This window comes from Prauserella sediminis (assembly GCF_014195435.1).
Classification (GTDB): Bacteria; Actinomycetota; Actinomycetes; order Mycobacteriales; family Pseudonocardiaceae; genus Prauserella; species Prauserella salsuginis.
The window spans coordinates 1,052,075-1,064,491 of the sequence record NZ_JACIBS010000001.1; the positions used below are offsets into that span (position 1 = coordinate 1,052,075).

8 protein-coding genes are annotated in these 12,417 nt (G+C 72.0%); 3 read left to right on the forward strand and 5 right to left on the reverse strand.

Going from position 1 to position 12,417, the window contains the following annotated elements:
- The first annotated feature begins 43 nt into the window (after positions 1–43).
- Complete coding sequence (locus FB384_RS04640; protein WP_183779446.1) at positions 44–244, forward strand: DUF1918 domain-containing protein; 201 nt, start codon at positions 44–46, stop codon at positions 242–244.
- Between the two features lie 474 nt (positions 245–718).
- Complete coding sequence (locus tag FB384_RS04645) at positions 719–1,909, forward strand: MFS transporter (protein WP_183779448.1); 1,191 nt, start codon at positions 719–721, stop codon at positions 1,907–1,909.
- 46 nt (positions 1,910–1,955) lie between these two features.
- Here the strand turns inward: FB384_RS04645 and FB384_RS04650 are convergent, their stop codons facing one another.
- Genes FB384_RS04650 through FB384_RS04660 form a run of 3 tightly spaced genes read right to left on the reverse strand, consistent with a single transcriptional unit; the run spans position 1,956 to position 4,170 of the window.
- Positions 1,956–2,213 (reverse strand): DUF3017 domain-containing protein, encoded by a 258-nt coding sequence (locus FB384_RS04650; protein ID WP_258938061.1) that lies wholly within the window; start codon positions 2,211–2,213, stop codon positions 1,956–1,958.
- 60 nt (positions 2,214–2,273) lie between these two features.
- Positions 2,274–3,125, reverse strand: coding sequence for a bifunctional methylenetetrahydrofolate dehydrogenase/methenyltetrahydrofolate cyclohydrolase (locus FB384_RS04655; RefSeq protein WP_183779452.1), 852 nt, complete (start codon positions 3,123–3,125; stop codon positions 2,274–2,276).
- 22 nt (positions 3,126–3,147) lie between these two features.
- Positions 3,148–4,170: a DMT family transporter gene (locus FB384_RS04660; RefSeq protein WP_183779454.1), complete on the reverse strand. Its 1,023-nt coding sequence runs from the start codon at positions 4,168–4,170 to the stop codon at positions 3,148–3,150.
- A gap of 173 nt (positions 4,171–4,343) precedes the next feature.
- On the opposite strand from FB384_RS04660, the gene FB384_RS26465 reads away from it, so the two are divergent.
- Positions 4,344–7,673, forward strand: a complete 3,330-nt coding sequence (locus tag FB384_RS26465; protein ID WP_323985119.1) for a glycohydrolase toxin TNT-related protein — start codon at positions 4,344–4,346, stop codon at positions 7,671–7,673.
- A gap of 466 nt (positions 7,674–8,139) precedes the next feature.
- Here FB384_RS26465 and FB384_RS04675 read toward each other — a convergent pair whose 3' ends face one another.
- Positions 8,140–8,727: a pentapeptide repeat-containing protein gene (locus tag FB384_RS04675; protein WP_183784979.1), complete on the reverse strand. Its 588-nt coding sequence runs from the start codon at positions 8,725–8,727 to the stop codon at positions 8,140–8,142.
- A 99-nt stretch (positions 8,728–8,826) separates the two neighbouring features.
- Positions 8,827–12,414 carry an error-prone DNA polymerase gene (locus FB384_RS04680; protein WP_183779456.1) on the reverse strand — a complete coding sequence of 1,196 codons (3,588 nt, stop codon included), beginning with the start codon at positions 12,412–12,414 and terminating at the stop codon, positions 8,827–8,829.
- Positions 12,415–12,417: the final 3 nt, after the last annotated feature.

The window sequence follows — 12,417 nt, forward strand, 5'->3', positions numbered from 1 at the left end:
CGCTGGGCTGCACCGGCAACCGCACTCAGCGGAGGTGAACGTCATGCAGGCAGTAGTCGGCGACCGGATCCGCGTGCACGGCCGGGTCGTGGGCGAGCCCGAACGGCTCGGCGAGATCGTCGAGGTTCGCGGCGATTCGGGCGGCCCGCCCTATCTGGTGCGCTTCACCGACGGTCACGAACGGCTCGTCTTCCCCGGCCCGGACTGCGAGGTCGAGGACACCCACACGCAGCAGTCGTCGTAACCCTGCACGCCTCGCGCGACGAGGCGGGGCGCGCACCGGCGCACACCCGTGAGGCCCTGGTCACGGGCCTGCTCCGGGCCCGAACGCGAGCCCTGACCAGCAGGCCCCGGCGCACCGGCACGGAACTCCCGGACGAGGCCGCCGGCAGGGCCCGCGCGTTACCGCCCGGCGTCGTGGCGATCGTCACCGGCCGTGGGCACGGCGCCGGGATGACAGCCGGACACCGATACGTTCACACTTGAGTAGAGAGCAGTTATCCGCGACGGCCCGCGGTCGACTGTTCTTTTTTTGCGACGTCACTTGAACGATCCAGTCGAGTCGACCCCCTGAACCGTCGAGCCGACCGAACAAGTCCGTCACCCCGCCCCGCCCGCGTGCCCGTGCACGTCACCGCGCGGACGCAAGCCCGGCCCCGATCAGCGACGACCACCACCGGGCTGCCCCGACCCGACCCGCTCCCCCGAGAGGAGAACCGTGCCCGTCGCGCTGCTCGCGCTGGCCGTCGGTGCCTTCGGCATCGGAACGACCGAATTCGTCATGATGGGCGTGCTGCCGCAGGCCGCCGCCGATTTCGGGGTCTCGATCCCCGCAGCAGGCCACCTGATCTCCGCGTACGCACTCGGCGTCGTCGTGGGTGCTCCGCTGCTCACCGCCGTCGCCGTGCGACTGCCCCGCAAGACGATGCTCATGGCGATGATGGGCCTGTTCATCGCCGGCAACACCCTGTTCGTCCTGTCCCCCAACCACGACCTGGGCGTGCTGTTCCGGTTCGTCGCAGGCCTGCCGCACGGCGCCTTCTTCGGAGCGGGCGCCGTCGTCGCCGCGAGCCTCGTCGACCGCGGCGCCAAGGCCAAGGCCGTGTCGATGATGTTCATGGGTCTGACGCTCGCCAACGTCGTCGGCGTGCCGCTGGGAACGCTGCTCGGCCAGCAATTCGGCTGGCGTGCGACGTTCGCCGTCGTCGCGCTGATCGGCGTTGTCGCACTGGTCGCCGTGATGCGCCTGGTGCCGTACCAGGGAGCGCCCGCGGGCGCCTCGCTGCGCGGCGAGGTGGCCGCCTTCCGCAAGCCGCAGGTGTGGCTGGCGCTGGCGATCGTCACGTTCGGCATGGGCGGCGGCTTCGCCTGCCTCAGCTACGTGACGCCGATGATGACCGACGTCGCCGGGTTCGACCCCGCGACCGTGACGCTGCTGCTGTCGCTGGCCGGTGTCGGCATGACACTGGGCAACTTCCTCGGCGGACGGCTCGCCGACCGCAACCCGACGCCCGCGCTGTGCGGCGCGCTGGGCAGCCTGGCCGTCGTGCTGGCGATGTTCACCGTCACCGCGGGCAGCAAGATCGGCGCGACGGTCACGATCTTCCTGGTGGGCGTCACGTCGTTCATGGTCGGCCCGATCCTGCAGGCCCGCGTGATGGAGAAGGCGGGCGGCAGCCCGTCGCTGGTGTCGGCGGCGATCCAGTCGGCGTTCAACATCGCCAACTCGATCGGCGCCTACCTGGGCGGCCTCGTCATCGCCGGCGGACTCGGCCTGGTCTCCCCCAACTGGGTGGGAGCACTGCTGGCCGCGCTGGGACTGAGCCTGGCCGCCGTGGCTGCGGTCACCGAACGCCGGGAGCGGGCGGCCACCGTCGCCGCCCGCGCCGAGGAACCGGCACTGGTGTGACCCCGGCTCGCGGGGTACGCGACGCGCCGGTCGCGTACCCCGCGGGTCAGCCGAACGGGCCGCCCGTGATCGTCAGCGCGTCGAAGACGATCAGCCCGCCGAGGGTGCCGTAACAGAGCACGTCGACCACCCGGCTGCGGATCGCGAGCAGACCGGCCTGCGCGTCCGAGAGCACCACCCGCAGCACGGCGGAGACCAGCAGGGCCCCGCCGATCAGCGCGGTGCCCTGGCGCCAGTGATACATGCCGATCCGGACCCCGCCGATGGCCACGAGCAACAGCACCGCGGCCAGCGGCGCGTGCACGAGCCACGCCCGACGGCCGGCGCCGTCGCCGCGCTCGGAGTGGTCGGGGGCGGTCACGCCTCAGCCCGCCGCGCGCTCGGCGGCCTCGACGACGTTGGAGACGAGCATCGCGCGGGTCATCGGGCCCACCCCGCCGGGGTTGGGCGACAGGCATCCGGCGACCTCCTCGACACCCGGTGCGACGTCGCCCGCGAGCTTGCCGTCGACCCGCGAGACACCCACGTCGAGCACCGCGGCACCCGGCTTGACCATGTCCGGCGTGATCAGGCCCGGCGACCCGGCCGCCGCGACGACGACGTCCGCACGCCCGACCTCGCTCGCCAGGTCACGGGTGCCCGTGTGGCACAGCGTGACGGTGGCGTTCTCGCTGCGGCGCGTCAGCAGCAACCCGATGGTGCGGCCCACGGTGATCCCGCGGCCCACGACGGTGACGTTGGCGCCCTTGAGCGGCACGTCGTATCGGCGCAGCAGCTCGATGATGCCGAGCGGCGTGCACGGCAGCGCGCCCTGCTTGCCCAGCACGAGCCGGCCGAGGCTGGTCGGCGCGAGCCCGTCGGCGTCCTTCTCCGGCGGGATGCGTTCGAGGATCGCGTTCTCGTCGAGGTGCGCCGGCAGCGGCAGCTGGACGATGTAGCCCGTGCACGCCGGATCGGCGTTCAGCTCGTCGATGACCTTCTCGAGCTCGACCTGCGTCGTGTCCTCCGGCAGGTCCCTGCGGATGGAGTTGACACCGACCTTCGCGCTATCGGCGTGCTTGGCCTTCACATACGAGTGCGAACCCGGGTCGTCGCCCACCAGCACCGTCCCGAGGCCGGGCGTGATGCCCCGCTCGGCGAGCGCGGCGACCCGAGGGGTCAGTTCCGCGAAGATGGCGTCCTTGGTGGCCTTGCCGTCGAGAATCGTCGCCGTCACGTCGTTCAGTCTCCCAATCCCGCTAACCGTGTTTCCGCCCGCCCGGCCGTTTCCGCCCACCGAGCGATGCGACGCCGATGGCGAGCAACGCCACACCGCACGCGACGACCGTCGACGTCGTCAGCCCGTTCCCGCCTGCGGGCAGGAACGCGTCGAGCAGCATCGACCCGACGAGCTGCCCTGCCACCGTGCTCAGCCCGAGCAGCAGCACGCCGATCCACGACACGACGAACGAGGCGACCGCGATGAACACGATGCCGACGAGCCCGCCGAGGTACAACACCGGGTTGCCGGGCAGCCCGTCCGGCAGGCCGTGCAGTGCGAGCGACACCAGCCACGCGAGCACCAGCATCGCGGTACCGGTGGTGAAGTTGACGAGCGCCGCGGTGAGCGAGCTGCCCGAGGCCGCCCCCACGTGCCCGTTGAAAGCCTGCTGCACCGCCATGCCCGCACCGGCGGCGAACGGCAGGATCAGCAGGGCGATGCGCCCGGGACCGGCCGCGCCCGCGACGTCCCCGGCCACGGCACCCGCGACGGCGGCCATGGTCATCACCGCACCGGCCACCCGCAGCAGCGTGGTGGGCTCCTTGCCCGACGGCCCCAGTCCGAGCCGGTCGACGAACAGGCCGCTGACGGTCTGTCCCGCAACGACGCCCACGGTGAACAGCGCGACGCCGATGAGCGAGACGGTGAGCGACTGCCCCAGCACATAGGTACCGCCGGCGATGCCGCCCAGGAAATGCCAGGGGCGCAGCCTGCCACTGCGCAGCGCGGCCACGGCGGCACGCGTCCCGTCGCGCATCGGCCGTGACACGGCGAGCCAGCACAGCAACAGCAGCAGGCCACCGCCGAAGGAGATGACGGCAGCGAGCGCGGAGTCCCCGAGTTCGAGGCCGAGCTGACCGTTGACGCGGGACTGCAGGGACATACCGAGCCCTGCGGATACGGCGAGCACCACGCCCCACAGCTGCCGGTTACCGGAGGTGGGCGTGGGCGCGGTCGACGTGGCGGGATCCGGTGCCGGACCCGCACTGGCGGTGGCCATCGCCCGCCATTGTGCGCGCACCGGTGATCCCCGCTGCGGGTGTCACCGCCGGAGTGTGTCCGCCCCCACTCCGGACTCGTCGCAGCCGCTGACAGCCGCGCCACAGGGTGAGACGCACAGCTCATGTACCCGGTGGCCGTGCATTCGCGAAACGTATTAGCCAAGATGTGGGCGTGGCACTTCCGACCCAGCTGAACGCGACCGAGCAGGACACGCTGGTCAAGCAGATCGGCCTCTCGCTGCTGCGGGCCGCCCCGCGGGACTGGCGCAGGGTGACCGCGGTGTACCGCGCTGTGGGGAGGTATCACGAGCTGACCGGCGAGGTCGTGACCGCCGACGGCACAGCGCAGGAGTGGGTGGCGACCCATGACATCGCGACGCTGTTCGGCAAGCTCCGCGCCGGCATGTACCGCGAGGGCCGCGGCACGTGGTTCAACGCGCGCTACCAGCTCGACCACCCGTCGAGCTACAACCTCGAGTACGACCGTGACGAACCCTCCTGGGACCTCGCACCGCCGTCGCAGGCCTACGCCGACGAACTGCGCATGTTCCCCCGCTCCGAGGAGAACGTGCCCGACTGGCTGATGCGCCGCATGGCGGGCCTCGGCCCGGAGCGTTCCGGGCCGCGGTTCCGCATGGCCCGGATTTTCGACGGCGCAGGCCCGAACGGCCCCGTCATCACCCGGCCGGAGCTCGATCCGGACGAACGGGACCGCGTGCTCGCCTATCTCGACGGCGCCCCGACGGTCGGGCCCGCCCGCGGTTACGACGTCGACCGGCTCGACCCCGACCAGTCCGCCGAGGTGCCGATCGCGTTCCACAGCGACGGATCCTGGATCTGGCCCGCCGCCGTGCCCTACTACCTGCGTACCCACGGGGTCGCACCGGAGGCGGATCTGCTGCAGCACATCCGCGCTGCCGGGTTCACGGTTCCCGAGGTGCCCGACGAGACCCGCCAGGCCGCGGCCGCCCACGTGGCGCACGGTCAGGGCCCGCAACAGGGTCCGCCCCAGGTGCCCGGTGCCGAAGCGGCACAGCCGACGACCCAGACCCCGCCGGTCGCCCCCGAACAGCCCCAGCCGCAGGAGCAGCCCGGCCGCGCCGCCGACGTGCCGGCGGAACCGGTGTCGGGCTCGGACAGCTCCGGCGCGGCGGCAGCGGGTGCCGCGGGCATTGCGGGAGCTGCGGGCGCTGCAGGTGCGATGGGTGCGGGTGCGATGGGTGCGATGGCTGCCCGGAACGGCACGGAGATCGGGGACGAACCCGTCCAGCCGGACCCGGCCGACCCCGACGCCCCCGAACTGCCGGTGCGCCGGCCCGGCAAGGCCGCCCAGGAACTCGACGAGCAGTTCAACGGCATCAACGGCACGGACCACGCCAGCAGGATGAGTCCGGTGTCGCCGTTCACGCCGGCCGACCGCGACGAGACGCCGGCCGCTCCCGGCTCCGGTGAGGACATCGCCGCCGGCGGCTTCGCTGCCCAGGCCAGTGGCAGGATGCCGGGCGGCGACACCGACACGGCTTTCGAGCCTGCAGGCTTCGACACCGCGCCCTCCGACACCGCGCCCTCCGACACCGCGCCCGCCGACACCGCATCCTCAGACACCGCGCCGTCCGACACCGCGCCGTCGCAGCCCGGTGCCGACGACTTCGTCGACCCGGAGGCCGAGACCGCGGCCTACACGCTGCCCGGCCGCGGCGGCGACTCCGGCCCGTCGGACCACGACGAGACGTGGTCCGACGACGCGCCGACGACCGCATTGGGAGGCGGGTACGACATCGACGGGTACGGCGCGTCCGCACCCGATCGCGACTTCGGCGACGAGCCGTTCGGCGACGCCTCCCCCGGCGAACCGCTGCACGAGCAGGGCACGGCCTTCACCCCGATCCCCACGTTCGGCGACGGTCCGCGGTCCGGCCACGCGGCGGACGACGACCCGGCCGTCGACAGTGATGCGGCGGCACCGAACGGTTCCGACCCCGACTTCGACTCGGGGCCGCCGACGACGATCACCTCGCCGGTGCAGGGGGACGGTCCGCCGCCTGCGGACGCGAACCAGGACATGGCGACTCCGCCGATGGACCGGCCCACCGGCGGACCCGGCCAAACCGGCCCGCACCAGGCCCGGCATCCGGACCAGGAGCCGCCGACCGAACTGGACGAGGAACGGACCGCCCCGACACCGCGGCAGGACTTCGACCAGCCGGCACCCCCCACGGCATCCGGGGTGGCCGGCGCCGTCGGTACGGCCGGGGCACTCAGCGCGGCCGGTGCCGTCGCGAGCGGCTTCGCGGGCCGTGACGACGCAGGCGAGTACGACGACCGCGCCGCCCCCAGGGACCGCGGAGGCTACGAGGACCGCGGCGGCTACGACCCCCAGGGTTACGACGACCGGAACTACGCGGAACCGCCCTACGAGGACCGGCGGGACTTCGACGATCCTCGCGGCTACGGCGACCGCACGGAGTACGGCGATCAGCGCGACGTCGACGACCGGGGTGGCCGCGGCTCCGCCGTCGAGCCGGATCCCGGCCCGCCGACGCAGATCGGCAACATGCCGCCGCAGGACCCGGAGCTCGACGACCTGCAGGACAAGCTCGACGAGCTCGAGGTGCCGGACGAGTACTACGCGCTGGGCATGCCGTCCGACTACGGATGGAGCCTCGAACGGGTCAGCGACGGCTGGCGGGTCGGCTGGTACGACGGCGAGCTGAAGAGCACGGCCGTGTTCGGCGACGCCGCGGACGCGAAGGCGTTCATGTTGGGCAAGGTCCTGCTCTCCCCCGACGGCGTCGACGAGGTTCCCGGGCAGCCCGACCACGGCGACCCGGAGTTCGAGCAGGCCGCGCCGGAGCCGTCGGACGCGGGGGCGTCCCGCCCGCTGCTGGCGACCCTCACGCCCGAGATCGCCACCGGAACTCGTCAGGTCCCGGAGGAACCGGTCGCCCAGACGCGGACGGTCTCGCCCGCCGACGATCCCGCAGGCCGCGGCGGCCCGGTGCCGCAGGCGGCACCCGCACCACCGCGGGAACCGGTGGCCCAGCAGGCCGCGGCGACCCAGCACCGGCCCGCCGCGGCTGAGCCGCAGCAGGCAGCGCGCCCGCAGGCCGGACAGGGCGGACAGGCGGGACAGCCGTCGGGTGGCCAGCAGTGGCCCATCCAGCCGTTGCCCGGCGAGCCACCGCTGACACTGTTCCGCGGCAAAGAGATGCGCACCCTGCCCGTGGGCAGCGAGCTCGACCGGTTCGGCGGGGCGAACGGCAACCTGACCTACGCAGCCGGCACACCGTTCGAGGAACGGTCGCTGGTGCCGGAGTGGGTCAACCGCCCGTACCACGTGTACCGCGTCCAACGGCCGCTCGAAACGCTCGCGGGCGTCGCCATCCCGTGGTTCAACCAGCCCGGCGGTGGTGCGGCGTACATGCTGCCGGCCTCCATCGAGGAGTTGTTGGCCGACGGCGACATCATCGAGCTCGAGCCCGGCGAACCGCCGGTCGACTGAGCCCCGCCGGTCGACTGAGCCCCGCCGGCCGACCGGGCCCCGTCGGTCGGCCGGGCCCCGCCGGTCGGCCGGGCCCCGCCGGTCGGCACCAAGGCCGCAGCACCAAGACCGGGGCCCCGCTCGAAGCCGCGGCATCGACGGGGAACGCGCCCGCGTGGACGTGCCACGCGGGCGCGTTCCTGTCCGGGCCGCTTTCCCGCGTAGCCGTTCAGCCGTGTTCCTGTGCAGGGCCGTGTTCCCGTGACTGCGCACCCGTGCCCCTGCGCGGGGCCATGCCCGTGCAGGGGCACGGGTATAGAACCTTCCCTTGCATCCGCCCCTGTCCGCCGTGCCGACGTGCAGAGCGCGTCCCTGCGCGGGGCCGTGACCCTGCTGATGGACGTTCCCTGTGCAGGGCCGCGTTCCGGTGCGGAAATCCGCGGGCCCGGCACAGCGCCGGGCTGGTGGTCCGGCTCGCGCCGGGTGTTCAGCTCACGACCAGGCCGTGGGCCGCGGCGAACAGGACCGCCGTGTCGACGTCGACCCGCGTGCCCGACATGTCGGCCGCTGCCAGGGCGGGCGCATCCAGCCGCGCACCCCGCAGGTCCGCGTCGGTCAGTTTCGTTTCGGTCAGCCTGGCGCCGGTCAGGTCGGCCTGCCGCAGGTTCGCCCTGCGGAGATCGGCACCGGTCAGGTTGGCCTCGCGCAGACGCAGCCCCGACAGGTCCATACCGCGCAGCACGGCACCGGACAGGGACACGAGCGTCAGGTCGCAGTCGGTCAGCGTGATCGTGCGGAGGCCGCAGTCGACGAACACGCTGCCGAGCAGTGAACACCCGGTCCATGCGGAATCGCCGAGCATGGTGCGGTCGAACGTGCACGTGCGGAACGCCGAGCTGTGGTGCACCGACTCGCCGAAATCGGCACGGGTGAGGTCGCAGTGGTCGAATGTGCACCCGGACGTCGTCAGTTCGCGCAGGTCGGCATCGGTGAAATCGCAGCGGACGAACCGTCTGCCCTGCCACCGCTGCCCGGAGAGCACGGCATCGCGGTAGTCCTCGCCGGACTCCACCACGGTGCCGGGACCGGCGGGATCGGGACGGGTCGAATCGGAATCGGCGGAGTCGGAGGGGCGCACCCCGCCAGAATCGCACACCTTCTCGCCGCGGCCCGGTCACCGGAAATCCCTCGACTTCGCGGTGATCCGCATCGGCAGATGCTGCAACCGGTCGGCGCGCAGACTGACCACTCCGTCGGCACGTTCGACGACACCGCGCACCAGCATCGCCGAACTCGACCGCGCCACCCGGTGATAGCGCTCCCACAGCCCCTGTGTGCAGACCACGTTGACCATGCCCGTCTCGTCCTCGAGGTTGATGAACGTGATGCCGCCCGCCGTTGCGGGACGCTGGCGATGGGTGACGGCTCCTCCGACGAGCACGCGCGTGCCGTCGGCAACCCGCTGCAGCCCCTGCGCAGGGACCACCCCGAGTGCGTCGAGCCGGGGGCGGATGAACTGGGTCGGGAAACTGTCCGGGGACAGTCCCGTCGCCCAGACGTCCGCGGCCGCCAGGTCGACCTCGTCCATACCGGGCAGCGCCGGGGCCTCGGTCGCCGGCGTGGTGCCGGGCAGATTCTCCGGCCGCTCCTGCGCCGCGGCACCCGCGGACCAGAGCGCCTTGCGCCGGTCTCCCCGCACCTCGTCGAAACAGCCGAAGGCACCGGCCGTGGCGAGTGCCTCCCACTGCGGAGTGGTGAGCCGGACCCGCCTGGCGACGTCGGCCATGTCGCGGTACGGACCGTGAGCCTCCCGTTCGGCCACGAGTTTCTCCGCCACGGCTGTGGGAATCGTGCGCACCGCACCGAGTCCTATTCGGACGGCATGGGTGGCCGCGGCCGTACCACCGGAGCCGGTTTCGGAATCGGCCGCGGCGGCGGCCGTGGAATCGGCCGGAGCGGAAGATCCGGCCGTGGCTGTCGCTGTGGCCGTGGCTGTCGCTGCGGCTGTCGCTGTCGCTGTCGCTGTCACTGTGGACCGGGCCGCGGATCCGATCGCTGGGCCGTCATCCCCCGGCGACGTTCCGGATTGGCCATTTCCCTGCCGCACCAGTGGTTCCAGGCGGGCGAGGGAGTCACTGGCGTTGATGTCCGGGCCGCGGACCTCGACCCCGTGCCTGCGAGCATCCGCCGTCAACGACTGCGGCGAGTAGAACCCCATCGGCTGCGCCCGCAACAGCCCCGCGCAGAAGGCGTCCGGGTGGTAGTACTTGAAGTACGCACTGGCGAACACCACGTACGCGAAGCTCAGCGCATGACTCTCCGGGAATCCGAAATGGGAGAACGCGCGCATCCGCTCGAAGATGTGGGCGGCCATGTCGCGATCGACCCCACGTGCTGCCGCACCGTCGTAGAACCGCTGCCGGAGGCGTTCCATCTTCCGCTCGGACCGCTTCGACCCCATGGCGTGGCGTAGCGTGTCCGCCTCGGCCGCGGTGAATCCGGCGACGTCGACGGCGAGCTGCATCATCTGTTCCTGGAACAGCGGCACCCCGTAGGTCTTGCCGAGCGCGTTCGCCAGCAGTGGATGGTCGTGCTCCCATTCCTCGTCCTCGTTGGCGCGCCGGATGTACGGGTGCACCGAACCGCCCTGGATCGGGCCGGGGCGGATCAGCGCGACCTCGATGGCCAGGTCGTAGAACTTCTTCGGCTTGAGCCGGGGCAGGGTCGCCAGTTGCGCCCTGCTCTCCACCTGGAACACGCCGATGGCGTCCGCACGCTGCAGCATCGCGTAGACGTTCGCGTCGTCGAGCGGCAGGTCGCTGAGGTCGACGTCGATTCCCTTGTCCTCGTGCACCATGTCGCGCATGTAGTGCAGGGCCGACAGCATCCCCAGGCCGAGCAGGTCGAACTTGACCAGCCCGCCCCACGCACAGTCGTCCTTCTCCCACTGCAGGACGCTCCGGTCCTCCATGCGGGCCCATTCGACCGGGCACACCTCACTCACCGGGCGATCGCAGATGACCATGCCGCCGGGATGGATGCCGAGATGCCGCGGCGCGTGCTCCAACGCGCCCGCCACGTCGAGCACTCCCTCCGGGATGTCGTGATCGGACTGCTGCCGGAGCCTGCGGAGCGGACCCCAGTGGTCGATCTGCTTGCTCCACGCGTCCTGCTGTCCCGGCGAATACCCCAGTGCTTTCGCCGCGTCGCGGACCGCCGACCGGGGACGGTAGGTGATCACGTTCGCGACCAGCGCGGTGCACAACCTGCCGTACTTACGGTAGACGTACTGGATCACCTCTTCCCGCCGGTCGGACTCGATGTCCAGATCGATGTCCGGATAACCGTCGCGATCCGGAGCGAGGAACCGTTCGAAGAGCAGTTTCCACTTCACCGGGTCAACCCTCGTGATGCCGAGCGCGTAGCAGACCGCGGAGTTCGCCGCCGATCCTCTGCCCTGGCAGAGGATGTCGCTGCTGCGGCAGAACTCCACGATGTTCCAGACGATCAGGAAGTACCCGGGGAAACCGAGGCGTTCGATGACGTCGAGTTCGTGGTCGAGTTGGGCGTACGCCTTCGGGTTCCGCTCCCGCGGGCCGTAGCGCTGCTCCGCTCCCGCGAGGGTCACCGCGCGCAGGTGGCTCGCTTCGTCGTGGCCGTCCGGAACGTCGAACGGCGGCAGCTTCGGCGCGAGGATCTCCAGCGGGAAGGCGTACCGTTCGGCGAGCAGCGCGGCGCGCTGAACCGCTCCGGGATACCGGGCGAACCGGGCCTGCATCTCGGCACCGGACCGCAGGTGCGCCGCCCCGGATGCGGCGAGCCAGCCCTCCATCTCGTCGAGGCTGCGCCGCGCCCTGATCGCCGACACCGCCTGCGCGACGTGGGCCTGTTGCGGCCGTGCGTAGTGGACGGCACCCGTCGCGACGGTCTGCACCCCCAGGTCGGCAGCGATCTCAGCGAGGCGGTCGTTGTGGGCGCTGTCGAGCGGCCCGCCGTGGTCGACCAGTTCGACGTACACGTCGTCGCGGCCGAACCGGTCGATCAGCCCGCGCAGGGCCTCGGCCGCGGCATCCGGCCCGCCTTCGGTGAGACCGCGCCGGACGGAGCCCTTGCGGCACCCGGTGAGCACGAGGCACCGGCCCACGACCTCCTCGGTGATCTCGTCCAGGTCGTAGACCGGCCTCCCCTTCTCCGCCCGCTGCCCCGGAGGCGGCTCGTGGTCGTGGCCCCGCAGCTGGCCGGACGTGATGGCACGGCACAGGCTCGTGTATCCGCCTGCGCCCTTCGCGAGCAGCAGCAGGTGTTCCCCGCCCGGGTCGGCGGCCCCGGCCGGGGGTTCGGAAAGGCCGAGGCTCAGCTCCGCCCCGAACACGGTGCGCATGCCGACTTCCTTGGCCGCTTCGGCGAAGCGCGCGGCGCCGTACAGGCCGTCGTGGTCGGTGAGCGCGATGGCGTCGAGTTCCAGCCGCGCGGCCTCCTCGACCAGGTTCTCCGGATCACTGGTGCCGTCGAGGAAGCTGAAGTTCGAGTGGCAGTGCAGTTCGGCGTACGGCACACGGCCCGCGGCTCCGGTGTCGTCGTGGCCTGGCGGGGGCAGGTTCGCGGGCTTGGCGTACTTGTCCCGTCTGCGCCCCCACGCCGGGCTGTCGTTCCCGTCGCCGGGCTGGTCCTGCCGGCCGTCGGTGCCGCCGGGCAGTGGACCGCGTCCCGAAAGGGTGCGTTCCAGGTTCCGCCACGGGACGGGCGGGTTGTTCCACCCCATGAT